At 72.8% G+C, this 25,239-nt stretch carries 23 protein-coding genes; 8 read left to right on the forward strand and 15 right to left on the reverse strand.

The annotated features are described in order from the left end of the window. The first annotated feature begins 69 nt into the window (after positions 1-69). From DEJ50_RS16710 to DEJ50_RS16720, 3 genes are read left to right on the forward strand one after another with little or no spacing between them, the layout of a single operon-like run. Positions 70-747: a DUF5819 family protein gene (locus DEJ50_RS16710; RefSeq protein WP_317852545.1), complete on the forward strand. Its 678-nt coding sequence runs from the start codon at positions 70-72 to the stop codon at positions 745-747. Further along, on the forward strand, positions 732-2,063 hold the full coding sequence (locus DEJ50_RS16715) for an HTTM domain-containing protein (protein ID WP_411757614.1): 1,332 nt from the start codon (positions 732-734) through the stop codon (positions 2,061-2,063). The genes DEJ50_RS16710 and DEJ50_RS16715 overlap by 16 nt, the downstream gene beginning before the upstream one ends. Before the next feature lie 10 nt (positions 2,064-2,073). Continuing rightward, a complete protein-coding gene (locus tag DEJ50_RS16720; protein ID WP_150208787.1) occupies positions 2,074-2,850 on the forward strand; it encodes a TrmH family RNA methyltransferase in 777 nt (258 codons plus the stop codon). Positions 2,851-2,912: 62 nt separating this feature from the next. Here DEJ50_RS16720 and paaN read toward each other — a convergent pair whose 3' ends face one another. Next, positions 2,913-4,598: a phenylacetic acid degradation protein PaaN gene (paaN, locus tag DEJ50_RS16725; RefSeq protein WP_150208788.1), complete on the reverse strand. Its 1,686-nt coding sequence runs from the start codon at positions 4,596-4,598 to the stop codon at positions 2,913-2,915. Between the two features lie 124 nt (positions 4,599-4,722). Here paaN and DEJ50_RS16730 point away from each other — a divergent pair, with 124 nt between their 5' ends. Then, complete coding sequence (locus DEJ50_RS16730) at positions 4,723-6,282, forward strand: 3-hydroxyacyl-CoA dehydrogenase (protein WP_150208789.1); 1,560 nt, start codon at positions 4,723-4,725, stop codon at positions 6,280-6,282. After that, on the forward strand, positions 6,279-6,872 hold the full coding sequence (locus DEJ50_RS16735) for a TetR/AcrR family transcriptional regulator (RefSeq protein ID WP_150208790.1): 594 nt from the start codon (positions 6,279-6,281) through the stop codon (positions 6,870-6,872). Before DEJ50_RS16730 ends, DEJ50_RS16735 begins: the two co-directional genes overlap by 4 nt. 32 nt (positions 6,873-6,904) lie before the next feature. On the opposite strand, the gene DEJ50_RS16740 is transcribed toward DEJ50_RS16735, so the two are convergent. Together DEJ50_RS16740 and DEJ50_RS16745 are read right to left on the reverse strand one after the other, a co-directional pair. After that, complete coding sequence (locus DEJ50_RS16740) at positions 6,905-7,519, reverse strand: GNAT family N-acetyltransferase (protein WP_150208791.1); 615 nt, start codon at positions 7,517-7,519, stop codon at positions 6,905-6,907. A 51-nt stretch (positions 7,520-7,570) separates the two neighbouring features. After that, on the reverse strand, positions 7,571-8,098 hold the full coding sequence (locus DEJ50_RS16745) for an Lrp/AsnC family transcriptional regulator (RefSeq protein ID WP_150208792.1): 528 nt from the start codon (positions 8,096-8,098) through the stop codon (positions 7,571-7,573). A 179-nt stretch (positions 8,099-8,277) separates the two neighbouring features. Here DEJ50_RS16745 and pdhA point away from each other — a divergent pair, with 179 nt between their 5' ends. Genes pdhA through DEJ50_RS16760 form a run of 3 tightly spaced genes read left to right on the forward strand, consistent with a single transcriptional unit; the run spans position 8,278 to position 11,782 of the window. After that, the gene (gene pdhA / locus DEJ50_RS16750) at positions 8,278-9,417 is read left to right on the forward strand and encodes a pyruvate dehydrogenase (acetyl-transferring) E1 component subunit alpha (RefSeq protein WP_150208793.1); all 1,140 of its coding nucleotides are present in this window, start codon (positions 8,278-8,280) and stop codon (positions 9,415-9,417) included. Continuing rightward, positions 9,417-10,421: an alpha-ketoacid dehydrogenase subunit beta gene (locus DEJ50_RS16755; protein WP_411757615.1), complete on the forward strand. Its 1,005-nt coding sequence runs from the start codon at positions 9,417-9,419 to the stop codon at positions 10,419-10,421. The genes pdhA and DEJ50_RS16755 overlap by 1 nt, the downstream gene beginning before the upstream one ends. Next, positions 10,421-11,782, forward strand: a complete 1,362-nt coding sequence (locus tag DEJ50_RS16760; protein WP_150208794.1) for a dihydrolipoamide acetyltransferase family protein — start codon at positions 10,421-10,423, stop codon at positions 11,780-11,782. Before DEJ50_RS16755 ends, DEJ50_RS16760 begins: the two co-directional genes overlap by 1 nt. A gap of 13 nt (positions 11,783-11,795) precedes the next feature. Here the strand turns inward: DEJ50_RS16760 and DEJ50_RS16765 are convergent, their stop codons facing one another. The 12 genes from DEJ50_RS16765 to DEJ50_RS16820 all read right to left on the reverse strand — a co-directional run bounded on the left by DEJ50_RS16765 (position 11,796) and on the right by DEJ50_RS16820 (position 25,137). Continuing rightward, positions 11,796-12,203, reverse strand: coding sequence for a DUF2752 domain-containing protein (locus DEJ50_RS16765; protein ID WP_150208795.1), 408 nt, complete (start codon positions 12,201-12,203; stop codon positions 11,796-11,798). Positions 12,204-12,205: 2 nt separating this feature from the next. Continuing rightward, a complete protein-coding gene (locus DEJ50_RS16770; protein ID WP_150208796.1) occupies positions 12,206-12,478 on the reverse strand; it encodes a TM2 domain-containing protein in 273 nt (90 codons plus the stop codon). Between the two features lie 180 nt (positions 12,479-12,658). Next, positions 12,659-13,636, reverse strand: coding sequence for an NAD(P)H-quinone oxidoreductase (locus tag DEJ50_RS16775; protein ID WP_150208797.1), 978 nt, complete (start codon positions 13,634-13,636; stop codon positions 12,659-12,661). 23 nt (positions 13,637-13,659) lie between these two features. Beyond that, positions 13,660-14,727 (reverse strand): potassium channel family protein, encoded by a 1,068-nt coding sequence (locus DEJ50_RS16780; protein WP_150212178.1) that lies wholly within the window; start codon positions 14,725-14,727, stop codon positions 13,660-13,662. Between the two features lie 20 nt (positions 14,728-14,747). After that, a complete protein-coding gene (locus DEJ50_RS16785) occupies positions 14,748-16,592 on the reverse strand; it encodes a molybdopterin molybdotransferase MoeA (protein ID WP_411757616.1) in 1,845 nt (614 codons plus the stop codon). Continuing rightward, positions 16,589-17,449: an NTP transferase domain-containing protein gene (locus DEJ50_RS16790; protein ID WP_150208798.1), complete on the reverse strand. Its 861-nt coding sequence runs from the start codon at positions 17,447-17,449 to the stop codon at positions 16,589-16,591. The genes DEJ50_RS16785 and DEJ50_RS16790 overlap by 4 nt, the downstream gene beginning before the upstream one ends. Before the next feature lie 176 nt (positions 17,450-17,625). Further along, positions 17,626-18,162: a bacterial proteasome activator family protein gene (locus DEJ50_RS16795; RefSeq protein ID WP_150208799.1), complete on the reverse strand. Its 537-nt coding sequence runs from the start codon at positions 18,160-18,162 to the stop codon at positions 17,626-17,628. Positions 18,163-18,246: 84 nt separating this feature from the next. Beyond that, the gene (locus DEJ50_RS16800; protein WP_150208800.1) at positions 18,247-21,105 is read right to left on the reverse strand and encodes an ABC transporter permease; all 2,859 of its coding nucleotides are present in this window, start codon (positions 21,103-21,105) and stop codon (positions 18,247-18,249) included. Next, on the reverse strand, positions 21,102-21,854 hold the full coding sequence (locus tag DEJ50_RS16805; protein ID WP_150208801.1) for an ABC transporter ATP-binding protein: 753 nt from the start codon (positions 21,852-21,854) through the stop codon (positions 21,102-21,104). The genes DEJ50_RS16800 and DEJ50_RS16805 overlap by 4 nt, the downstream gene beginning before the upstream one ends. A gap of 25 nt (positions 21,855-21,879) precedes the next feature. Continuing rightward, positions 21,880-22,626 (reverse strand): PadR family transcriptional regulator, encoded by a 747-nt coding sequence (locus tag DEJ50_RS16810; protein ID WP_150208802.1) that lies wholly within the window; start codon positions 22,624-22,626, stop codon positions 21,880-21,882. 76 nt (positions 22,627-22,702) lie between these two features. Then, entirely contained in the window at positions 22,703-23,320 is a 618-nt protein-coding gene (locus tag DEJ50_RS16815; RefSeq protein ID WP_150208803.1) for a hypothetical protein, read from the reverse strand. 113 nt (positions 23,321-23,433) lie between these two features. Further along, entirely contained in the window at positions 23,434-25,137 is a 1,704-nt protein-coding gene (locus DEJ50_RS16820) for a protein kinase domain-containing protein (RefSeq protein ID WP_150208804.1), read from the reverse strand. Between the last annotated feature and the right edge of the window lie 102 nt (positions 25,138-25,239).

The following is a 25,239-nucleotide window of genomic DNA, read 5'->3' on the forward strand; positions in this document are numbered from 1 at the left end:
CCCGTAGGGTGTCAACCTCTGTGGGCTACTCGCTGTGGACAGCGCTCCGCCGGAGCGGATGGGAACGGGATGGATTCGGACCGGAACCGGGCGGACCGGGAGCGCCGGGAGCACGGGGAGATCGGGGAGAACGCGGAAAGCAGGGGGATCGCGGCCCTGCCCACCCCGTACCGGGTCGTCGCCGCCCTCGCCCTCGGTGCCGTCGCCGTGGCCGGCTCCCTGCACCTCGCCCTGGTCTTCCTGCACGTGGCACCGGCCAATACGGTCGGCAAGCGGCACGCGCAGACGGTCGACGAATGGATCTACCCCGAGTTCGAACAGAACTGGAAGCTGTTCGCCCCCAACCCGCTGCAACAGAACATCGCCGTCGAGGCCCGCGCCCAGGTGCGGACGGCGGAGGGCGAGCGGATCACCACCGGCTGGCGGGACCTCTCGGCGGAGGACGGCGCCGCGATACGCGGCAATCCCTTCCCCAGCCATGTGCAGCAGAACGAGCTGCGCCGGGCCTGGGACTTCTTCACCGGCTCGCACGACGAGGAGAACCGCCCCACCGGCGAGCGCGGCGAACTCTCCGAGGCCTACCTCCAGCGGATCGTCCTGGGCCGGCTCCGGCCGGAGTTTCCCGGGGGCCGGGTGCTGAAGGTGCAGCTGCGCTCGGCGACCACGGCGGTCCCGGCGCCGAAGTGGAGCTCCGAGAACACCGATACGCAGACCTACTTCCGGGAGCTCCCGTGGTGGACCGTGTGAGCCGCCCGGAGACCGGAGCGGTGGCCGGTCCGGAGACCGGTCCGGTGGCCGCCGCGCTCGCCGCGGTCCGGCGCGGCCTGGCCCAGGTCACCGGGCAGGCCCTGGGCCCGTACCAGAGCGCAGTGGTCCGGATCGGCTTCGCGGCCACCTGGCTGGTCTTCCTGCTGCGGGAGTTCCCGCACCGCCGCGAGCTGTACGGGCCGGACAGCCCCTGGGGCTTCGACCTGGCCCAGCGCCTGGTGGCGTCCAACGACGCGTTCACCGTGCTGCTGTGGAGCGACTCGGCCGTCTGGTTCGAGGCCGTCTACGCGCTGGCCGTGCTGTCCTCGGTGCTGATGCTGCTCGGCTGGCACACCCGGGCCTCCTCGGTGCTGTTCATGGTGGGAGTGCTGTCCCTCCAGAACCGCAGCGTGTTCATGGGCGACGGCGGCGACAACGTGGTCCACCTGATGGCGGTCTACCTGGTGCTGACCCGGTGCGCCCAGGTGTGGTCGCTGGACGCCCGCCGGACCGCCCGGGCGGGTCCCGCGCGGGGAGTCGCCGGGCCGCTGCTCTGGGGCGTGCTCGGCCTGTGTCTGGTGTACGCGGTGGCCACGGACCGGCTCGGCACCGGCTGGTCGGCGTTCTTCCTGTGGCTGTGGATTGTTCAGGGCCTGTGGTGGGCGGTGGAGCGGCGCGAGCCGGCCGGCGACGGCCGGGCGCTGCTCGACGTGCTGGCCAACATGGTGCACAACGCGGCCCTGCTGGTGATCATGGCGGAGGTCTGCCTGATCTACGCGACGGCGGGCTGGTACAAGATCCAGGGCTCGCGCTGGCAGGACGGGACCGCCCTGTACTACCCGCTGGGGCTGGACTACTTCACGCCCTGGCCCGCGCTGTCGGCGCTGGTGGCGGGGAGCGGGACCCTGGTGATGCTGCTGACCTACGGGACGGTGGCGGTCCAGGTCGCCTTCCCGTTCACCGTGTTCAACCGGCGGATCAAGAACGTGCTGCTGGCCGTCATGGTGCTGGAGCACCTGGGGATCGCGGTGCTGCTGGGGCTGCCGGTGTTCTCGCTGGCGATGATCGCGGCGGATGCGGTGTTCCTGCCGACGGCCTTCCTGCTGTGGGCGGGGGCCAGGGCGGCGGCCCTGCGGAGGCGGCTTCCCGCCCGGTCCGCCCCGGCAGCCGCCGCGCGTCCTCCGCACCCGCGCAGTCCGCACGACGGCGAGGGCGCGGGCGTCGCGGGCGAGGGCGCGGGAGGCGGGCCGGAGACGGTGGGTGCGCCCGCGGGCCGGGGGCCCGCAGCGGCTCCGGAGGCCTCGGAGGCCTCGTAGGCTCGTGCGCATGAGCGACGGACAGCAGGCGGCGGACACGGTACGGGCATGGCGGGAGGCGGCGGCGGACGACCGGGTCGTCCTGCTCGACGGGTTCCATGCGCTGAAGCACGCCCTGCGGTTCGGCGCGGAGCTGCGGGCCGTGGTCGCCGAGGACCCGGAGGCGGTGCTCGCACTGGCCGAGGACCTCGCCCCCGACGTGCGCAAGGACCTCGCCGCCCTGGTCCGGCCCGGCCCGCTCGGGGAGCTGGTGGCCCGGGTGCACCCGACCCGGGTGGCGGCCCTGGCCGTCCGGCCGGACCCCGCCGCCGGGCGGGCGGCACTGGACCGGCTGCCCCGCAGTGCGCCCGTCGTCCTCCTCGACAACCCCCGCAACCTCGGCAATGTGGGCGCCGTGGTCCGGCTCGCCGCCGGGTTCGGCGCCACCGGCGTCGTCACCCGCGGCGATCTCGACCCCTGGCACCCGAACGTGGTGCGGGCCGGTGCGGGCCTGCACTACGCCACCACCGTCGACCGGGTCACCCTCGACACGCTGCCGCCCGGCCCGCTGTACGCACTCGACCCGGAGGGGGCGGACATCCGCGCCGTCACCCTGCCCGACGACGCGGTGCTGGCCTTCGGCTCCGAGCGGCAGGGCCTGTCCCCGGAGCTCCGGGCCCGGGCCGACCGGCTGGTCTCGCTGCCGATGCGCCCGCAGGTCTCCAGCTACAACCTCGCCACCAGCGTGGCCATGACCCTCTTCCACTGGGGTGGTCCGCCGGCCGAGGACGCGGGCAGCGGCGCCTAGGCTGCCGCCGGGTCGCCCGCACCCCGGCAGAGCCGGGGCGCGGGCACCTGGCTGCGTGGCAGCTACGCCTGGCGGCGGACCTCCACCACACGGAACCGGTTGGAGACGAACGCGCCGTCGCACAGGGCCGCGTTGGCCGCCGGGTTGCCGCCGGAGCCGTGGAAGTCCGAAAAGGCCGCGGTCTGGTTCACATACACCCCGCCCGTGAGGTTCAGGGAGAGCTGCGCGGACTCCTCCAGACAGACCTCCTCGATCGCCCGCTCGGTGTCGGCCGAGGTGGTGTACGCGCCGACGGTCATCGCGCCCTTCTCCCGGACGGTGCGCCGCAGCAGGCCGAGCGCGTCGTCGGTGGAGTCCACGGCCACCGCGAAGGAGACCGGGCCGAAGCACTCCGACAGGTACGGGGCCGAGTCGTCGGGCTTGGCGGCGTCCAGCTTGACCATCACCGGCGTACGGACCACGGCGTCGGGGAAGTCCGGGTTCGCGACCTCACGGGAGGCCAGGGCGACCTCGCCGAGCCCGGCCGCCGCCTCCAGCCGCGCCTTCACATCCGGGTTGACCAGCGCGCCCAGCAGGGCGTTGGCCCGGGCGTCGTCACCCAGCAGCTTCTCCACGGCGCCGGCCAGGTCGGCGACCAGCGCGTCATACGACTTGTGGCCGTCGTCCGTGGCGATGCCCTCGCGGGGGATCAGCAGGTTCTGCGGGGTGGTGCACATCTGGCCGCTGTAGAGGGACAGGGAGAACGCCAGGTTGGCGAGCATGCCCTTGTAGTTGTCGGTGGAGTCCACGACCACCGTGTTGACGCCGGCCTTCTCCGTGTAGACCTGCGCCTGCCGGGCGTTGGTCTCCAGCCAGTCGCCGAAGGCGGTGGAGCCGGTGTAGTCGATCAGCTTGATCTCCGGGCGGACCGCCAGGGTCTTGGCGATGCCCTCCCCCGGGTGTTCGGTGGCCAGGGCGACCAGGTTCGGGTCGAAGCCCGCCTCGGCCAGCACCTCGCGCGCCACCTGCACGGTCAGGGCGAGCGGCAGCACGGCCCGCGGGTGCGGCTTGACCAGCACCGCGTTGCCGGTCGCCAGGGAGGCGAAGAGGCCCGGGTAGCCGTTCCAGGTGGGGAAGGTGTTGCAGCCGATGACCAGCGCGATGCCGCGCGGCACGGCGGTGAAGGTCTTGCCCAGGTTCAGCGGGTCCTTCTTGCCCTGCGGCTTCGACCAGTCGGCCGCGCCCGGAACCCGGGTCTGCTCCTCGTACGCATACGCCACCGCCTCCAGGCCGCGGTCCTGTGCGTGCGGGCCGCCGGCCTGGAACGCCATCATGAAGGCCTGGCCGCTGGTGTGCATCACCGCATGGGCGAATTCGTGCGTGCGGGCGCCGATCCGGGCCAGGATCTCGATACAGACCAGGGCGCGCGCCTCCGGTCCGGCGTCCCGCCAGGCGGCCATGCCGGCCTTCATGGCGGGCAGCAGTACGTCCGGGTCGGCGTGCGGGTACTCCACGCCCAGCTCCGGCCCGTACGGCGACACCTCGCCGCCGGTCCAGCCGTCGGTGCCGGGCTGGCCGAGGTCGAGCCGCGAGTGGCGGACGTCCTCGAAGGCCTTCAGGCCGTCGGCCGGGGCGGTCTCCCCGTATGCCTTGGGGTGCTCGGGGTGCGGGGACCAGTAGGCGCGGCTGCGGATGGCGTCCAGGGCCGCATCGAGCGTGGGTCGGTGCTTGTCGGAAAGCTGAGCGGCGGACAGGTCGGCGGCGGCCATCAAGACCAACTCCTCGTTGAGCCGGGCGTAGCGGAGCAGACACGAGTTAGAGTAACCGAACGATCGGTCGGGACAAGAGGGCCTGCGTCCCCCTGTGGACAACCCATGCGAGAGGATCGGGGACATGACAGCTATCGAGCGCTCCCGCACCGTGGCGGTCGTCGGGGCCGGGACCATGGGCCAGGGCATCGCCCAGGTCGCTCTTCTCGCAGGTCACCGCGTGTTGATCCACGACGTCGACGAGGAGCGCGCCCGGGCCGGCCGGGACGCCGTACGGGACCGCCTGGTCCGGTTGATCGACAAGGGCCGGCTGGACCGGGAAGAGGCCGACGACGCGATCGGCCGAATCGATGCGGCCGGGGACCTGGCCGAGCTGGCCGGGGCGGCGCTGGTCGTCGAGGCCGTCGTCGAGGACCCCGGGGTCAAGCGCCGGCTGTTCGCCGCGCTGGAGGAGGTGGTCGCGCCGGACGCGCTGCTGGCCACCAACACCTCCTCCCTCTCCGTCACCGAGATCGCCGCCGGTCTGGCGCACCCCGGCCGGTTCCTCGGCCTGCACTTCTTCAACCCGGCGCCGCTGCTTCCGCTGGTCGAGGTGGTCAGCGGGTACGCCACCGACCCCGAGGCCGCCGAGCGCGCATACGAGACGATGATCGGCTGGGGGAAGGCCCCGGTCCGCTGCGCCGACACCCCGGGCTTCATCGTCAACCGGATCGCCCGTCCCTTCTACGCCGAGGCCTTCGCGGTGTACGAGGAGCAGGGCGCCGACCCCGCCACCATCGACGCCGTGCTCCGCGAGAGCGGCGGCTTCCGGATGGGCCCGTTCGAGCTCACCGATCTCATCGGCCAGGACGTGAACGAGGCCGTCACCCGCTCGGTGTGGGAGTCCTTCTTCCGCAGCCCCAAGTTCCTGCCCTCGCTCGCGCAGCGCCGGCTGGTCCAGTCCGGCCGGCTGGGCCGCAAATCGGGGCAGGGCTGGTACGCGTACGGACCGGACGCCAAGGCTCCGGTGCCGCACACCGCCGGTCCCGAGGAGCCCCCGGCCGCCGTGACCGTGGTCGGCGACCTGGGGCCCGCGGCCGGCCTGGTCGAGCTGATCGGGGAGGCCGGGATCGAGGTCACCGAGGTCGCGTCCGGCGGCCCGTACATCCAGCTGCCGGGGGAGGGCCAGCTGGTCCTCGCCGACGGCAAGACCGCGATCGAGTTCGCCGACGTCGTCTACTTCGACCTCGCCCTCGACTACCGGGGTGCCACCCGGATTGCGCTGTCCGCCTGCGAGGACACCTCCGAGCAGACCCTCGCCGAGGCGGTCGGCCTGTTCCAGCGGCTCGGCAAGAAGGTCAGTGTCATCGGCGATGTCCCGGGCATGATCGTCGCCCGCACCGTCGCGATGCTGATCGACCTGACCGCCGATGCGGTCGCCCGCGGCACGGCCACCGCAGAGGACATCGACACCGCGATGCGGCTGGGCGTGAACTACCCGCTCGGACCGGGCGAATGGCACGACCGGCTGGGCCGCGACTGGGCGTACGACCTGCTGCACCACCTGGACGAGCGGGTTCCGGGCGGTCGCTACGCGCCCTCGCTCGCGCTGTACCGGCTCGGCTACCAGGCGGATGCGGATGCGGATGCCGAAGCCGATGCCGAAGCCGGCAGCGGCGCCGACGCGGAAGGCGCAGCGGAATGACCACGGCCCGCCGGGACACCTACACCCCCGAGACGCTGCTCGCCGTCGCCGTCCGGATCTTCAACGAGCGCGGCTACGACGGCACCTCGATGGAGCACCTCTCCAAGGCCGCCGGAATCTCCAAGTCCTCGATCTACCACCATGTCGCGGGCAAGGAGGAGCTGCTGCGCCGGGCCGTCAGCCGGGCCCTCGACGGGCTGTTCGGCATCCTCGAGGAGGCGGGTGCCACCCGGGGCCGCCCCATCGAGCAGGTCGAGTACGTCACCCGGCGCACCGTCGAGGTGCTGCTCGCCGAACTGCCGTACGTCACCCTGCTGCTGCGGGTCCGGGGGAACACCCGTACCGAGCGCTGGGCGCTGGAGCGGCGCCGCGAATTCGACCACCGGGTCGCGGACCTGCTCAAGGCCGCCGCGGCCGACGGCGACCTGCGGGCCGACGTGGACATACGACTGGCCACCCGGCTGCTGTTCGGCATGGTGAACTCGCTGGTCGAGTGGTACCGGCCGCACCCGGACGCGGATTCCCGGGAGACGGACGCGCTGGCCGACGCGGTGGTCCGGATGGCCTTCGAGGGCCTCCGCACCTCCTAGCCACCGCACCTCCCAGCTGCCGCACCGCCCGGTCAGCGGGGGGCGGCCGGGCGGGCCAGCCGGGCGGTGAGGGCGGCCTTCGCGGCCGGCCAGTCCTCGTCCGTGATGGCGAAGACCACCGAGTCGCGGACGGCGCCGTCCCACATCACCATGTGGCGGCGCAGGATGCCTTCCTGGGTGGCGCCGATCCGGGCGATCGCGGCCCGCGAGGTGGCGTTGCGGGCATCGGTGAGCAGCTCGACCCGCTGCATCCCGAGGGTCTCGAAGGCATGGCCCAGCATCAGCAGCTTCGCCTCGGAGTTGACGGCGGTGCGCTGCCAGGAGCGGCCGATGAAGGTCCAGCCGATCTCCAGCCGGCGGTGCTCCGGGACCACCTTCAGATAGCGGGTGGAGCCCGCGATGCGGCCGGTGGCCAGGTCGACCGTCGCGAAGGCCAGATCGGTGCCCGCCGCGTGCGCCGCCTGCGCGTCGTCGATCCAGGACCGGACCTCGTCGGGATGCGGGACCAGGGTGACGGCGAGGTTCCACAGTTCGCCGTCGCGGATCGCCTCGCACAGCCCGTCGTGGTGCCGCTGGGCCAGTGGTTCCAGCCGGACGTGGTCACCCGTCAGGGTCAATGCGTCCAGAACCGGTGCATCCTGCCTCATGCCATCCCCCGTGATGATCATCGAAGTGTCGGGGGGAGCGTACGGGGTGGCCTACTCCTCGCCCACCGGCGGCCCGGTCAGGACCGAGCCGTCCGCGGCCAGGTCCGTCTCCTCGAACACCAGCAGCGTCCTGGTGGAGAGCACCTCCGGCATGGACTGCAGGCGGGTCAGGACCAGCTCGCGCAGCGTCCGGTTGTCCGGGGTGTGGACCAGCAGCAGTACGTCGAAATCGCCGCTGACCAGGGCGATGTGCGCGGCTCCGGGCAGTTCGCGGAGCTTCTCGCGGACCGTTCGCCAGGAGTTCTGGACGATCTTCAGCGTGATGTAGGCGGAGGCCCCCTGTCCGGCCCGCTCGTGATTGATCCGGGCCGCGAACCCGCGTATCACCCCGTCGTCGATCAGCCGGTTGATCCGGGCATAGGCATTGGCACGGGAGACGTGCACCTGCTCGGCGACCGACCGGATCGAGGCGCGCCCGTCGCTCTGCAGCAGCTGGATGATCGAGCGGTCGATGGGATCGAGGGGCCGGGGTGGCAGCGCGGGCACCTCACCCGAGCGGGCCATTTGTTCATCCGCCATTGCCCCCGGCCTCCTTGTCGTGGACGTCCTGTATCCATCCCAGGCTGTGGACATCCGTTTGTCCACAGCCTGGAGCCGCCTGTAGCCAAAATGCGCTCCCGATCGAACAATCGGTAGGTGAGGCGCCTCACACCGCAGTGCGCCGCCAGCCCGCTTCCCACGAGGAGGTGTACGCCGCCATGACGGTCCAAGAGCTGCCCGGTGCCGGTGCGTCGTCGTCCTACCGGCCCACCCCGCCGCCTGCCTGGCGCCCGCGCAAGGACGCCGCCCCGCTGCTCCCGGACCCCGAGCCGTACCGGGTGCTGGGTACGCCCGCGGCCGAGAAGCTCGACCCCGAGCTGATGCGGCGCTGCCATGCCGAACTGGTGCGCGGTCGTCGGTACAACGCCCAGGCCACGGCGCTCACCCGGCAGGGCCGGCTTGCGGTGTACCCGTCCACGGTCGGCCAGGAGGCCTGCGAGATCGCAGCCGCGCTGGTCCTGGAGGAGCAGGACTGGCTGTTCCCCAGCTACCGGGACACCCTGGCGGCCGTGGCCCGGGGCCTGGACCCGGTGCAGGCGCTGACCCTGCTGCGCGGTGACTGGCACACCGGATACGACCCGCACGAGCACCGGATCGCCCCGCTGTGCACCCCGCTCGCCACCCAGCTGCCGCACGCGGTGGGGCTGGCGCACGCGGCCCGGCTGCGCGGCGACGACGTGGTGGCCCTGGCCATGGTCGGCGACGGCGGCACCAGCGAGGGCGATTTCCACGAGGCGCTCAACTTCGCCGCGGTCTGGCAGGCCCCGGTGGTCTTCCTGGTCCAGAACAACGGCTTCGCGATCTCCGTCCCGCTGGCCAAGCAGACGGCCGCACCGACCCTGGCCCACAAGGCCGTGGGGTACGGCATGCCCGGCCGGCTGGTCGACGGCAACGACGTGGCCGCGGTGTACGAGGTGCTGGCCGAGGCGGTAGCCCGGGCCCGGTCCGGCGGCGGGCCGACCCTGATCGAGGCGGTCACCTACCGGATCGAGGCCCACACCAACGCGGACGACGCCACCCGCTACCGCGGCGATGCGGAGGTCGAGGCCTGGCTGGCGCACGACCCGGTGCAGCTGCTGGAGCACGAGCTGACCGCACGCGGGATCCTCGACGAGTCGGACATACGTGCGGCCAAGGAGGCGGCGGAGACGATGGCGGCTGCCCTGCGCGAGCAGATGAACGCGGACCCGGTGCTGAACCCGATGGACTTGTTCGAACACGTGTATGCGGAGCAGACGGGCTACCTGCGGGAGCAGGCGGCCATGCTGCGCGCCGAGCTGGAAGCGGAGACCGAGTGATGGCCGTGTCGCAACTGGCGGCGAAGCCCGCCACGATGGCGCAGGCCCTGACCCGGGCGATGCGGGACGCGATGGCGGAGGACCCGACGGTCCACGTCATGGGCGAGGACGTCGGCACCCTCGGCGGGGTCTTCCGGATCACCGACGGGCTGGCGAAGGAGTTCGGCGAGGACCGGTGCACGGACACCCCGCTCGCCGAGGCCGGCATCCTCGGCGCGGCGGTGGGCATGGCCATGTACGGGCTGCGTCCGGTCGTGGAGATGCAGTTCGACGCGTTCGCGTACCCGGCCTTCGAGCAGCTGATCTCGCATGTCGCCCGGATGCGGAACCGGACCCGGGGCGCGATGCCGCTGCCGATCACCATCCGGGTGCCGTACGGCGGCGGAATCGGCGGGGTGGAGCACCACAGCGACTCCTCCGAGGCGTACTACGTGGCGACCCCGGGCCTGACCGTGGTCACCCCGGCGACCGTGGAGGACGCGTACGGCCTGCTGCGGGCCTCGATCGCCTCGGACGACCCGGTGGTGTTCCTGGAGCCGAAGCGGCTGTACTGGTCGAAGGCCGCATGGTCGCCGGACGCCCCGGCCGAGGTTCCCGGCATCGGCCGGGCGGTGGTCCGGCGGCCCGGTACCGGCGCCACCCTGATCACCTACGGCCCCTCGCTTCCGGTGTGCCTGGAGGCCGCCGAGGCGGCCCGCGAGGAGGGCTGGGACCTGGAGGTCCTGGACCTGCGCTCGCTGGTCCCCTTCGACGAGGAGACGGTGGTCGCCGCGGTCCGGCGGACCGGGCGGGCGGTGGTGGTCCACGAGGCGAACGGCTTCGGCGGCCCCGGCGCGGAGATCGCCGCGCGCATCACGGAGCGCTGCTTCCACCATCTTGAGGCGCCGGTGCTCCGGGTCACCGGGCTCGACATCCCGTACCCGCCGCCGATGCTGGAGAAGCACCATCTGCCCGGTGTGGACCGGATCCTGGACGCCGTGGCCCGCCTGCAGTGGGAGAACTGATGCCTCAGGTGATGGAGTTCAAGCTCCCCGATCTCGGCGAGGGGCTCACCGAGGCCGAGATCGTCCGCTGGCTGGTCGCGGTGGGCGATGTGGTCGCCGTGGACCAGCCGGTGGTCGAGGTCGAGACGGCCAAGGCGATGGTGGAAGTGCCCTGCCCGTACGGGGGCGTGGTGACGGCGCGGTTCGGCGAGGAGGGCACCGAGCTTCCGGTCGGCGCCCCGCTGATCACGGTTGCGGTCGGTGCGGGGGCGGCGGAGCCGCTGAGCGCCGACCCGGGCCCGGCCGAGGGTTCCCGTTCCGGGTCCGGCTCCGGTTCGGGCTCCGGCAATGTGCTGGTCGGCTATGGCACCGACCACTCCCGGCCGGCCCGGCGGCGCCGGATCCGCCCGGCGGAGCCGGCCGGTGCGGCCCGCCCCGCGGCAACGGTGGTCGCGCCCGTGCCGGTGCCCGCCGCTGCCGCGGCACCTGCGCCCGGCCCTGCTCCGGCGGTTGCCGCCGGCGGTCCCGTTCCGGTGATCTCCCCGCTGGTGCGCAAGCTCGCCCGGGACAACGGGATCGATCTGCGCGGGCTGCACGGGTCGGGGCCGGAGGGCCTGATCCTGCGGGCCGATGTGGAGGCGGCCCTGCGCGCCCCCGAGCCGGTGGCCCCGGCGCCCGCCGCGGCTGCGGCGGAGGGGATGCGGATCCCGCTCAAGGGCCTGCGGGGTGCGGTCGCCGAGAAGCTGTCGCGCAGCCGGCGGGAGATTCCGGACGCCACGTGCTGGGTGGACGCGGACGCGACGGAGCTGATGGCGGCACGCGCCGCGATGAACGCGGTCGGCGGCCCGAAGATATCGGTGCTCGCGCTGCTCGCCCGGATCTGCACGGCCGCGCTCGCCCGCTACCCGGAGCTGAACTCGACGGTGGACCTCGCGGCGAACGAGATCGTCCGGCTGCCCTCGGTGCACCTGGGCTTTGCGGCCCAGACCGAGCGCGGTCTGGTCGTCCCGGTGGTCCGCCAGGCACAGTCCATGAACCCGGAGGCCCTGTCGGCCGAGTTCGGCCGGCTCACCGAGCTCGCCCGGACCGGCAAGCTGGCTCCGGCGGACCTCACCGGCGGCACCTTCACGCTCAACAACTACGGGGTGTTCGGAGTGGACGGTTCCACCCCGATCCTCAACCACCCCGAGGCGGCGATGCTCGGTGTGGGCAGGATCGTCGCCAAGCCCTGGGTGCACCAGGGCGAGTTGGCGGTCCGGCAGGTGGTGCAGCTGTCCCTCACCTTCGACCACCGGGTGTGCGACGGCGGAACGGCCGGCGGATTCCTCCGCCATGTCGCGGACTGCGTGGAGAACCCGGCGGTGCTGCTGCGCAGCCTGTAGGCCTCGGAGGCGCTCAGAGGTTGCGGGCGACGGTCCAGAGCGCGGCGATCGTGAGGATCGCCGCGATGCCGCGGCGGCCCAGCGGCAGCCGGTAGCGGCGGCCTTCCAGCGTGGTGGTCGCGAACCAGCGGCCGTAGCCGAAGGCCGCCAGCGGCAGGACGCCCAGCAGGAGGGCGTTGGCCCGGACGGCACCCGCGAGGTCGCCGTGCAGCAGGCTGTACGCCATGCGCGTGCCGCCGCAGGCCGGGCAGGACAGGCCGGTCGCCCAGCGCCAGGGGCACTGCGGGAGCAGCTGCGCGGGGTCGTAGGGGCTGTGCCCGTACACGTACACCGCGCCGGCCACGGCCGCGGCCCCGAGCACGGCCGGCAGGGCCCGTACCTTCCACGGTACGGGCCCTGCAGGCGTGTTCGGCAGGCTCATGCTCAGCCGCGCAGAACCCGGCCCTGGGAGTCGGTGGTGTTGCTGCCGACCAGCAGCATGATGGCGTCGATCAGGGCCCAGACGCCCAGACCGCCACAGGTCAGGAGCTGGCCGATGGCCATGCCGGTGTGGCCGGTGTAGAAGCGGCCCACGCCGAAGCAGCCGAGGAACAGCTGCAGGACGCCGGCGACGACCTTGGACTTCTCGGAGTACGGAACACCGTTGGGGGCGTAGCCGAAGGGCGCGTTGGCGTCGGGCTGCTGCGGGAAGGACATGAAAGGGCTGACCTTTTCTGAAGAATGACGTGTGCTCAGGAATATATGCGATCACATGGTCGCACTTACGCTCACCTTATATGTCGGCGAAAGGCCCGAGGGAGAGGGACGAAGGTCACAGATCAGCCACTGAATCGGCGAAGCAAGATCAAACCGAGATCGGACCCGGAGCGGCCGGAATCACCGAATGAGCAGCAATTTCCCCACGTGAGATCCGGAATCCAACATTCTGTGAGCCTCTGCCGCCTCCGCCATCGGGAACGTCCGGTGCACCACTGGCCGGATTCGACCGGCCTCGATCAGCGGCCACACATGCTCCCGCACGGACGCGACGATCGCCGCCTTCTCCTCCAGGGGCCGGGCCCGCAGCGAGGTCGCCGTCACCGCCGCCCGCTTCGACAGCAGCGCCCCCAGGTTGAGTTCCGCTTTCACCCCGCCCTGCAGTCCGATCACGGCGAGCCGGCCGTTCACCGCCAGCGCCGCCACGTTCCGCGAGAGGTACTTGGCGCCCATGATGTCCAGGATCACATCCGCGCCGGCCCCGTCGGTGGCCTCCAAGAGCTCCGCCACGAAGTCCTGCTCGCGGTAGTCGATCAGAAGGTCCGCGCCCAACTCCTTGCACCGCGCCAGCTTCTCGGGACCGCCGGCCGTCACGGCCACCCGAGCCCCCACCGCCTTGGCCAGCTGGATCGCCATGGTGCCGATGCCGCTGGCCCCGCCGTGCACCAACAGGGTCTCGGCCGGGCGCAGATGGGCCACCATGAACACGTTCGACCAGACCGTCGCGACCACCTCGGGCAGTGCCGCGGCGGTGACCAGGTCCAGTCCCGCCGGGACCGGCAGCAGCTGTCCGGCCGGGACCGCGACCCGCTCCGCGTAGCCGCCGCCCGCGAGCAGGGCGCACACTTCATCGCCCGCCGACCAGCCGGAAACCCCCGGGCCGAGGGCGGTGATCCGGCCCGAGCACTCCAGCCCCGGGTACCGGGAGGCGCCGGGCGGGGGATCGTAGAAACCCTGTCGCTGGAGCACATCGGCCCGGTTCACGGCACTGGCCGCGACCTCGACGAGGACCTCGCCCTCGCCGGGCACCGGATCGGGGACGTCGGCCCAGACCAGGGCCTCGGGGCCGCCGGGCTGCTGGATGGTGATCGCATGCATGGCCCGGACAGTAGTACGCACCGTCAGTCGGCGGGAGGCAGCGTCACCGCCGGGGTGGCGGGCGGCGCCGCACGGACGATGACGATCAGCCGGTCGGTCAGTTGCAGCGGGCCGGCGTGCGGATCGTCGTAGGGCAGCAGCCGATGGCCGCGCAGCACGCTCACCACCAGGTCCGCGGTGTCCCGGACGTTCCTGCCCGCCTCGGACTTGGTCACCGGGCGCTCGATCAGGTCCAGGCCGCTGCCCTGCTGGATCAGGTCCTCCATCACGGCGCCCGCGCTGGGGCTGAGGACGGACAGGCCGAGCAGCCGGCCGGCCGCGCTGGCACTGGTGATGACGGCATCGGCCCCGGACTGGCGCAGCAGCGGGGCGTTCTCCTCCTCGCGTACCGCGGCGACGATCTTCGCTCCCCGGTTGAGCTGGCGGGCCGTGAGGGCGACCAGTACCGCGGTGTCGTCCCGTTGGGTGGCGATGACGATCTGACGTGCCTTCTGGAGCTCGGCGCGGAGCAGGACATCGGAGCGGGTGGCATCGCCCACCACCCCGGTGAAGCCCTCGGCGTTGGCCATGTCGACGACCTTGGAGCTCGGGTCGACGATGACCACCCGTTCCTTCTCCAGGCCGGTGGACAACAGGGTTTGCAGGGCCGACCGGCCCTTGGTGCCGAAACCGATGACCACGGTGTGGTCCCGCAACTGCTTCCTCCAGCGGTTCAGTCGCCACTCCTCCCGGGTCCGTTCGGTGAGGACCTCGAGAGTGGTGCCGACCAGGATGATCAGGAACAGTACGCGCAGCGGCGTGATCAACAGGATGTTCATCAGCCGTGCGCTGTCGCTGTAGGGAACGATGTCCCCGTAGCCGGTCGTCGAGAGGGTGACGGTGGCGTAGTAGACGCAGTCGAGGAAATCGAGGGTCTCGTTGGCGTTGTCGTGATAGCCGTCCCGGTCGACATAGACCAGGAGAACGGTCAGGACCAGCACGAACAAGGCCATCAGCAGACGCTTGCCGACCTGGCGGAGGGGTTTCTCCACCACCCGCCGGGGGAGTTTGACCCGTCGTGAGACGAGCTTCTCGTCGGCGTGGCGGGCCATCGCATCCTGGCCGTGCAGTTTCACGTGAAACACTCCCCCGCGGCGGACGCCCACGGCAGTTCCAGAATCTCCAGCTCCTGCCGGGCCAGGGCACCGCCCCGCGGTACGACGGCCAGTGCGTCTGCGGCGGCCACCCCCCGCAGCATCGCGGGCCCGTGGTAGCGCAGCGGTACGGCGTACTCCCCGGACAGTACGACCGGGACCAGCCGGGTGTCGTACGGGTGGCCGGGCACATCGTCACGTACGGCAGCGGTCCACCGCGGGCGGGGGCCGAGTCCGGCGAGGCCGCGGAGCAGCGGCTCGGCGAGGGTCAGCAGCCCGGACACCGCGGCCAGCGGGTTCCCGGGCAGTCCGACCAGGTACCGGTCCTCATCCAGGCGGGCCATCAGCATCGGGTGCCCGGGGCGGACGGCCACCCCGTCCACCAGGAGTTCCGCCCCGGCCCGGGTCAGGACCGGGTGGACGTGGTCTACAGGGCCGGAGGCGGTGCCGCCGGTGGTGATGATCAGATCGGCGGTGGAGCCGGTGAGGGCGCGGTACAGCTCCTCGGCGCCCGCCGGGTCGTCGCCGAGCCGCCGGGTGGCGAGGACATCGGCGCCCAGCCGGCCCAGCCAGGGCCCCAGCATCGGGCTCAGGGCGTCCCGGATCAGCCCGTCGTGCGGCAGTCCTTCGGTGAGCAGTTCGTCGCCCAGGACCAGGATCTCCACCCGGGGCCGGGGACGGGTGGCGAGGGTGTCGTAGCCGGCGGCGGCGGCGAGGCCGAGCACGGCGGGGGTTACCCGGGCGCCGGCCGGCAGCAGCCGGTCGCCGGAACGGCACTCCTGGCCACGCGGCCGGATGTCCTGGCCGGAGACGACCGTGCGCTCGGCGTGGAGCCGGCCCTTCTCCTCCTCGAACCGGGCGTGCTCGCTGCGAATCACCGCGGTGGTGTCGGCGGGGATCCGGGCGCCGGTGGCGATCCGGACGGCCTCGCCGTCGGTGAGCGGCGCCGGCCGGCCGGAGCCGGCCAGTACGCCGCCGCCGGGCCGTACGGCCCAGGGGCCGGGGCCGGAGACGGCCCAGCCGTCCATGGCGGAGGTGTCGAAGGAGGGCAGATCGGTGAGGGCGTCCAGCGGCTCGGAGAGGACCTCGCCGAGCGCCTCGCCCAGTGGCACCCGGTGGGTGCGGACCGCACGGCCGGACCCGGCGCGCGCGGCCGTGTCCCGGGCGCGGGCCCAGCCGGCCGTGCGATGCCCGCCGCCGTCCGGGCTGCGGGCGACCAGGGCCAGTGCCTCGTCCAGCGCCTGCTCGGCCGTGGCCTCGCCGGGCCGGCTCGGCTCCGCCGCCGCCGTCCCGGACCCGGCCGGTCCCGCCGCTCCCGCCGGTTCGACCGGCGCGGCCTGTTCCGGCTGTTCCGCGGCTCCCGCCGGGTCCGCGGCTCCCGCGGCTCCCGCCGGGTCCGCGGCTCCCGCGGCTCCCGCCGGGTCCGCGGCTCCCGCGGCTCCCGCCGGGTCCGCGGCTCCCGCCGGGTCCGCGGCTTCCGCCGGTTCCGTGGCTTCCGCCGCTGCCGCCGGTTCCGCCGGTTCGAGCGGGGGCGATGCGTTCGGATCGCGCGGTTCGGCCTGTTCAGGCTGTTCGGGCTGTTCCGGGTCCGGTGTGTCGATCGCAGCCGCCCGGAGGGCGAGATCGGCCGCGCCTTCCACCGGGATCGCCTCCCGGTCCGTCGCCGCGGCCGGGCACGGGCCCGCGGGGGCGTCCGGCGCTTCGGGCGCGTCCGGGGCGGTGGTGGTCCGGCTCAGGCGGGCGGCGAACTCCAGGGCCTCGTCCAGCGCGCTCTCGGCCGTGGCCGGGCCGCCGGGGGTGCCGGGGACGTGGGGCGGGGTCATCCGGATGCGGGCCCTTCGCCGGACTCGGCTTCGGCGGCCCACCGGAGGGCGAGCGCGGCAGCCTGTTCCGAGGCGCGGGCCACGGCCTCGGCCGGGTCGGCACCGGCGGCCCGGGCCTGCCCGGCGGCGTAGCCGACCAGGAAGGTGGTCAGTGGTGCAGCGGGCCGGGCGACGCCGTGGGCGGCGTCCCGGGCGAGGTCGAGCAGGGTCTTGGTGTCGACGGCGAGGTCGATGCCCAGCTCGTTCTTGACGGCGGTGATCCATTCGTCCAGCACGGTCCCATGCTCTCTGATCCGGGCGCGGGCAGCCGCGAGATCGTCCCAGGTGTCGCAGTCGAACGAAGCCGACGGCTCGGCCTCGATACGGGCCAGGTCCAGTTCCGCGGTGAGCGCCCGCAGCGGAAGGCCGGTGAGGTTGCCGTGTTCCGTGGCGAGCAGCGCGAGCTCGCGGCGGAGCGGCTCCGCACGGTAGGCGGCGACGAGCGGCTGGTCCCGGCCGGCCGGGTCGCGCAGCAGCGCGCCCTCGCGGCCCGCGGGCGCGGCCAGCAGGGCCCGTACCGTGTCCGCGCCGAGGAACGGCAGGTCCGCGGAGAGGACGAGGACCAGCTCGGCGGTGGTCCGCCGGAGCCCGGCGTCCAGTGCGGCCAGTGGTCCGGCGCCGGGCGGCTCCTCCCGGGCCCAGGTCACCGGCCGGGCGGTGACCCGCCGGCCGCCGACGACCACCGTGGTGCCGGCGTCGGTACAGGCGTCGAGGACCCGGTCCAGGAGGGCGCGCCCGCCGACGCTCAGGCCGGGCTTGTCGGCCCCGCCGAGGCGGCGCGCGGCGCCCCCGGCCAGCACGATGGCGTCGTAGGTCATGCCCCCGAGTATGCGTGGCTCATGTTTCCGGCGCAGACGCCTACTTACCCGGGGCTTATCGGGATCCCGGCCGAGGGCGCGGTGGACCACACCGGGCCGGGACGACGGAACTCCGCCCGCACGGCCCGGAAGGCCGGCGGACGGAGTCCTGTGCAACGCGCCTCGTGGCGACCTGCCTAGAGGTACGGGCCGGAGCGGACGGCGCCGTGCGGGCCGTCCTCGTCGTCGTGCGGAGCGCCCGGCGGCAGGGCCCTGCGCATCTGCTCGAGCTGGGCCCGCGCAGCCATCTGCTGCGCGAACAGGGCCGTCTGGATCCCGTGGAAGAGACCCTCCAGCCAGCCCACCAACTGCGCCTGGGCAATGCGCAGTTCCGCCTCGGAGGGGATGGCCTCGTCCGTGAACGGCAGGGAGAGGCGTTCGAGCTCCTCCACCAGTTCGGGGGCAAGGCCGTCCTCGAGCTCCTTCACCGAGGAGGCGTGGATGTCCTTGAGCCGGACCCGGCTGGCCTCGTCGAGAGGTGCAGCGCGGACTTCTTCCAGAAGTTGCTTGATCATGCTGCCGATCCGCATGACCTTGGCTGGCTGTTCGACCATTTCCGTCACCGGGACCTCGCGCGACTCGTCATCGGCGCCGCCGACCGCCATCCCGTCCTGGCCCACGATCAGAACCTGCGGGGGGCTGTCCTGCGACCGTTCACTCCTCGGCATCTCCATGCCGCCATTCTCTCGCACACCGTCGTCATCACACGGTGTGCCCCCGTGGAGGAGTGATCCACCCTCCACGGGGGCCCGGATGCCTCAGCCGGCCGCCCGGCGGGCCAGCGCGCCGCTGGAGCGGGTGACCAGGGCTGCCAGCAAGGCCGCACCCAGCGGGACCACGACCAGCAGCGCTGCGAGGGTCTCCCAGGGCACCACCACGGGCACATACGGCTTGGGGCCGTCGGCACCGAAGCCCTGGGTGATGGCCTCCTCGTACCAGCCGATCTGTTCGCGCCGCTCGGTCAGCCGGAGCCCGATCGCCGGCAGTACGCCCGCCGCGGAGCCCAGGACCACACCCATCGCGGCCACCACCCCGCACTGGAAGCCACTGAGGGTGCGCCGCACCCGCGGGGCCGCGCCCACCGCCGCCAGGGTCTTCAGATCGCCCTCGGCATCGGCCTGGGCCAGTCCGGTGGCGATACCGGCCGCACCGATGGTGACCAGTCCGGCGAAGACGGTCAGGACCAACAGCATCATCTCGGTGTCGCCCTGGTAGCCCGACTCGATCTGCAGGGACGCGTCCACGCCCATCCGGTCGAGCTCCCCCTCCAGCTTCTGTCGCTGCTCGCTGCTCGCCTTGCCGTCCAGGGTGAAGTACGAGCCGAACGGAACCGTGGCGAGCCCGGCGGCCTTGGCGGTGGCGGGCGGCAGGATCAGCCGGACTCCCCAGGCGTTGACGGAGTCCGGAGCCTGGTAGACCGGGAAGACCTTGTCCTGGCCGGGGGCGTCCTCGCCGCGCGTGCTCGCCTCGTCGGCCTTCTCCAGGTCGGTGACCACACGGATGGTGACCTTGCCGTCCTTGACGTTGCGCCGGTCGAAGGAGACGGCCTGGCCCGCGGCCAGGGCCTTGGCGGCGGCCGGGTCGTCAACCGACAGCGCGGTCAGCAGTTTCCCGTCGGCGATCACGGTGTCGTGATCGGCGTAGTGCGGTGTGTCCTTGCAGCGCCAGTCGGAGCGCAGGGCCCGTGCCTGTTCCGGGGTGAAGGCATCGAGCCCCTTGGGGCCCTCCCACAGCGGGCAGCGCTGCTCCTTGGGCGTCAGGACCTCCGCCCGGCCGCAGCCCTTGTCCGAGGACGAGGAGTAGGGCTCGCAGCCGGGCCGGCCGACCGAGATCCGTTCCACGTCCGCCCGGACGGACACCGGCAGGTGCCGGGTCAGTGCCTCGCGGACCGCGGGGACGTCCCGGTAGCCCCCGGCCTCGTTGACCGCGACCCGCCCGGCGCCGTCGGGCAGTTGGGCCACGTACTCGTGGCGCATCTGTACGTCCCGGCTGTGCTGGTACGTCGCCACTGCCACGGTGCCGGCCACTGCGGCCAGTACGGCGGCCACCGCCGGGGCGGTACGCCCCCGGTTGCGGACGGCATCGCGCAGCGCCAGCCGGGGCGACAGCGGGAGCCAGCGTCCGAGCCGGCCGAACAGGCCGACCAGGACCGGGGTCAGGGCGACGATGCCCAGCTCGGCGATGGCGCTGCCGCCCGCGACGACCGCGAAGCCCATTCCGGACACCGTGCCGAGCAGGGCGATGGCGACACCGAGGGCGACCGCGACCAGCCCGATGACGGGCAGCACCCGGTTGGCGCGGCGCACCCCGCGGCGCCCGGTGAGCGAGGCCAGGACGGTCTGCCGGGAGGCGGTGATCGCGGGGGCGATCGCGGCCAGCAGGCCGGTGAGCACGGCGAGCACGGCAACGCCGGCCAGTTCCAGCGGGCGGACGTCGAAGTTGCCGAAGCGGTTGCCGAGCTGGTCCTCCAGCACCGGCTGCAGCAGGAAGGTCAGCAGCACACCGAGGGTGATGCCGACCACGGCCGCCGCGAAGCCGATGACCAGGCCGCCGGAGAGCACGATCGCCCGAATGTGGCTGCGGTCACCGCCGTTGGCGCCGACCAGGCCGAGCTGGCGGCGGGAGCGGCGGGCGCCGACCGCGAAGGCAGGCCCTGCCAGCAGGCAGATCTCGAGCATGGCCAGGCCGACGACGGTGGCGAGAATGGCCAGTTCGGTGGCGCGGGTCGCCATGCCGGGGGTGTAGGAGTCCTTGGGCTGCTGCTGGTAGAGCGGCACCTCGGAGTCGGCGGGCGGGTCCAGGATCACGGCACGGGAGAGGACCACGGCGCCCTTGGCATTGGCCGCCTTGACCATGTTCCACGTGAAACCTTCCCCGCCGACCTTGACGAGGTAGCTCTCCTCGACCCCGGCCTCGCGCAGGCCGGCGGCCTGCAGGGCCTGGTCGAGAGGGGCGAGCAGGGTTCCCGGCGGGGCCAGCAGCTGGCTGGTCTTCAGGTCGTCGGGCAGTTCATAGGCGCCGACGATCTTGTAGCTCGTGGTGGTGCCGCGCGGGGTGACGGAAGAGCCGACATAGAGCCCGGATTCCTCGAGGAAGGCGTTGGTCGCGGCGACTTCACCGGCCTGCCGCGGCATCCGGCCGCGGTCGAGGGTGAAAATGCCCTTCACCAGCGGTCCGGCGGTGTCCAGTTCGCGCATGGAGGTGTCCATCAGCCCGTGCCGGGTGCGGACCTTGGCGGTGCCCGTCGAGTCCTTGACGGTCTGTGCGCCGGGCGGGAGGGCCTCGGTGAGCTTGGCGGGCATGTCCTCGGAGCGCCCCGGGCGGCTCATCCCGTCGTAGCCGCCGACCGGGGCGTACATGTCCGCGTTCGGGTCCTGGTAGATGGGTTCGCCGCCCATCCCGGAGATCCGCACCGTGGCGTCCGCGGCGCCGAACTTCCTCTCCAGCTGCTGCTCGGCGGAGAGTTCGGCGCTGCGCAGGGTCAGGTCGGCCGCGCTCACCCCGAGGATCGGCAGCGCGATCATCGACAGGACCAGCAGGCTGCGGCCCTTGGAGCGCCAGGCGTCGCGGCGGGCGATCCGGATGGCCGCGATCCAGGAGTGGTACCAGGATTTCACCGGCCGGCCGCCCGCCCGGTGAGCAGGCTGTCGGCCTCGGTGCGCAGGGTCTCGTCGACCACGTTGCCGTCGCGGAGGAAGACCACCCGGTCCGCCCAGGCCGCGAACCGGGGCTCGTGGGTGACCAGGATGCCGGCCGCGCCGGCATCGCAGCGGGCCCGCAGCAGGGCGAGGACGGATTCTCCGGTCTCGGAGTCCAGGGCTCCGGTGGGTTCGTCGGCGAGGACCAGGCGGCGGTCGCCGACCAGGGCGCGGGCGATGGCCACGCGCTGCTGCTGGCCGCCGGACATCTCGTCGGGAAACCGGTCGGCGAGCTGTCCGAGGCCCATCTCCTCCAGCGCGGCGAGCGCGGAGACCCGGGCCTTGCGGGCGGAGACCCCGTCCAGCTCGCGGGGCAGGGCCACGTTTTCCGCGGCGGTCAGGGCCGGTATGAGGTTGTAGTCCTGGAAGACGTAGCCGATGCTGCGGCGGCGCAGGGCCGCCAGCTGCTTGCGGTTGGCGGTGGTGATGTCGGTGCCCTCGACGATCACCCGGCCGCCGGTCGGCGTGTCCAGGCCGCCGGCCAGGGTGAGCAGCGTGGACTTGCCGGAGCCGGACGGGCCCATGACGGCCACCAGTTCGCCGGGGTACACGGCGAGGTCGATGCCGCGCAGGGCGTGCACCTCGGTGGCTCCGCTGCCGTGCACGCGGGTGAGCTGCTGCAGTTGCAGCACGGGCTGCGGCTGCTGGGAATGGTGCTGGTCGGACATGTGGTGTGGTCCCCTCTGGGACGGTTCAGCCTCGCGGTGTACGGGCCGCAGGCCGAGCGGTTGAGGTCGGGCTGGAGGTAGGGGCAGAGGTCGTCGCGGTGGCGGCGGCCCCGGTGGCGGCGGTGCCGGCGGTGCCGGCGGCGCCGGACGTAACGGCGGTGCCGGACGTACCGACGGGACCGGCGGTGGTGGCCTGGGGCGGATCGGCTTCGGCCCTCCGGTCGGCCAGGACGGAGAGCCGTACCAGCCTGGTTTCGGAGTGGTCGAGCCAGCGCGCCTCGGCCTCGGTCTGGAAGATCAGCTGTTCCAGCACGAGCAGCCAGGCCACGTCGTCCCGCTCCCGGGACTGCCCGCTCTCGATCGCGGCGAGTGCCTGCGCCTTGAGCCGGGTGTAGTCCTGCATCGCCTTGATCGTGGCGTGCCGCTGGGCCTGGATCACGGCGCGGATGTCCACACCGGGAGCGCCGACGGCCATGGCGAGCTTGATGGAGAGCTCGTCGCGGGGCGGGTGGGTGCGGTCGACGGGCCGCTCGTACCAGGAGTGCAGTTCGGTACGGCCGGCCTCGGTGATGGCGTAGAGGGTGTGGCCGGCATCGTCCTCGCCGCCGGGCGCGACGAGTCCGTCGCGCTCCAGCCGGGACAGGGTCGTATAGACCTGCCCGACGTTGAGCGGCCAGGTGGAGCCGGTGCGCGACTCGAACTCGGTACGCAGTTGGGAGCCGTACCGAGGGCCGCGTTCCAGCAGGGCGAGAAGGCCGTGGCGGATCGACATACTCAGTATGTATACCGAGTATGTTCCTCGTCGCAACCGTCTTGAGGTGTACGTCTCAGGGGGGATCAGCCGGGGATCAGCCCCGGCGGAGGCGCATTCCGATGAAACCGAGCCCCACGCCCATCAGGGCGAATCCGGTGCCGAGCGGCAGGATGTGGGCGGCCAGGTCGGCGGCCCGTGCATTGGGCCCGGTGCCGAGCGCCGCCGCCGGCGGCGGGGTGCCGGTCCCGGTGCCCGTCCCGGTCCAGGGGAGGTCCTGGGACGGCGGCTGCTGCGGGTGCCCCGGCCGGTGCGGCTTCCGGGGCTGCTGCGGGCGCTCCTGCGGTGGCTGGGCCGGCGGGAGTGCCTGGGCCGGCGGCGGCAGTGCTTCCGGCCGCAGCGGCAGCGGGCGGGGGGCGAGGGCGGCCTCCGGGTTCACGGCTTCGGTGACCGGCCGGCCGGGCCGCTTCCGCCCGGCACCGGCGGCACTGCCGGCCAGCGGCGGCTGCGGGTCGTCCCGGAGCTCGGCGGTGCGTGCGGGGGCCCCCGCGAGGGCGGCACGGGCCACCGCCGACGCAGTCGACGCGACCGCCGCGGCCGAAGCAAAAGGTGACGCCGGTGCGCATGCCAGGCCGTACGCGGGCGCCGCCGGCAGCAGCACCGCGCAGCCCAGCGCCGCGGCGGCGGGCCAGCGCAGCAGGCGGAGTCGCGTCACGGGGAGCCCCTCCCGTCCCGAACAGGCGAGATGTCAGGCTCAGGTTGACATAAGGGTGTAAATCCGGCATCCCGGGCGGTTGTGTGTCCCGGACGGGACCCACAACCGCCGGTCTACTGCGGGTTGCCGGTGGACACGACCAGGGTGAATTCCGTCTCCGTCTTCGACACGCTGGTGCCGGCCGCCGGCAGCTGTTCCAGCACCGTGTCCTGGCCGTACGCCGCCTCGTCCCGCTCCTGCAGCTTGTACTTCCAGCCGGCCGCCTGGATGCACTCCTTCACCGACCGGATGTTCTTGTACCGGAAGTCGGGAGCGGTGACCTTCTTCGGGTCGTTCCAGTCCTTGTACGCGTCCTTGCACTTCTCCGGCTCGATGGTCCGGGAGGGGTCGGGACCCTTGTGGCCCGCCTTGGCCGATCCGGAGGCCGTGGCGCCGCCGGTGGCCGCCGGAGTGCCGGTGCCGCCCTGGGCGTTGGGCGTCTGCCCGCCCTCCGGGTCGTCGTCCCCGTTCATCGACACCACCGCGATCAGACCGCCGATCGCCAGCAGCGCCACCGCAATGGCGCCGACCACCACCGGCATGTTGCGGCGCCCGTCGGCCGCGGCGCCGCCCGACCGGGCCGGCGGCGGGGCCACCGGCGAGATGGTGAACGGCGGCGGGGTCTGCGGGGCATAGCCCTGCTGTACCGGCGGCGGGGTCTGGTGCTGCGGCGGGTAGGCGTAGCCCTGCTGCGCCATGGGCGGCGGGGTGTGCTGTGCCACGGGCGGGGTGTGCTGCTGCGGTGCCGGGGTCGCGTACGGAGAAGGCTGGTACGGCTGCTGCACCGCCTGCGGCGGCGGCTGCGGAAGCGAGGAGTCCACCGGCGGGAACACGGCCGAGCCGACCCCCGCCCCGCTGTTCACGGGGCCGCCCTGGACGATCACCGGCGCCCCGGTCTGCCCGGCCGACGCCACCCGCGCGATCTCGTCGCGCATCGCCGCCGCCGTGGGGAAGCGCTCGTTCGGGTTCTTCTTCAGCGCCCGCGCCACCAGCGCGTCCATCGCCGGAGAGACGGACCGGTTGATGGCGGACGGGGCGACCGGCTCCTCCTGGACGTGCGCGTACGCGATCGCCAGCGGCGAGTCCGCGTCGAACGGCAGCCGTCCGGTCAGCAGCTGGAAGAGCATGATGCCGACCGAGTACAGGTCGGAGCGGGCGTCCACGCCGCGCCCCAGGGCCTGCTCCGGCGACAGGTACTGCGGGGTGCCGACCACCATGCCGGTCTGGGTCATCGAGGTGACCCCGGACTGCATCGCACGGGCGATGCCGAAGTCCATCACCTTGACCACACCGCGCTTGGTCACCATGACGTTGCCCGGCTTGATGTCACGGTGCACCAGGCCGACGTCGTGGCTGGTCTCCAGTGCGGCCAACACATCGGCCGTCACCTTCAGTGCCTTGTCCGCCGGCATCGCGCCGTACTGGGCGATGTCCGCCTGCAGCACCGAGCCCAGCGGCTTGCCCTCGACGTACTCCATGACGATGTACGGCATCATCGTGCCGTCCAGATCGCCCTCACCGGTGTCGAACACGGACACGATGTTGGTGTGCGACAGTTTCGCTACAGCCTGGGCTTCGCGGCGGAACCGCTCGCGGAAGGACTGCTCGCGCCCGAGCTCGCTGTGCAGGGTCTTGATGGCCACCTGCCGGTCGAGCGCCGCGTCGTAGGCGAGATAGACGGACGCCATACCGCCCTCGCCGAGCAAATCCCTTAGCTGATAACGGCCACCGGCCAGGGAACGGCCTGCGTACCGGCCCTGAGTGCCGTCCTGGCTCATGACTGTTGCTTCCCCTCGCCACGCTTGTGTCGGGCCCAGTCTGCCGGAGGGCAAGCACACGTCAAGCCGGGTGCCCGTTCCGTGACCACGGGGTTGTCACTC

The sequence above is a fragment of the Streptomyces venezuelae genome (assembly GCF_008642295.1).
GTDB classification, from domain to species: domain Bacteria; phylum Actinomycetota; class Actinomycetes; order Streptomycetales; family Streptomycetaceae; genus Streptomyces; species Streptomyces venezuelae_C.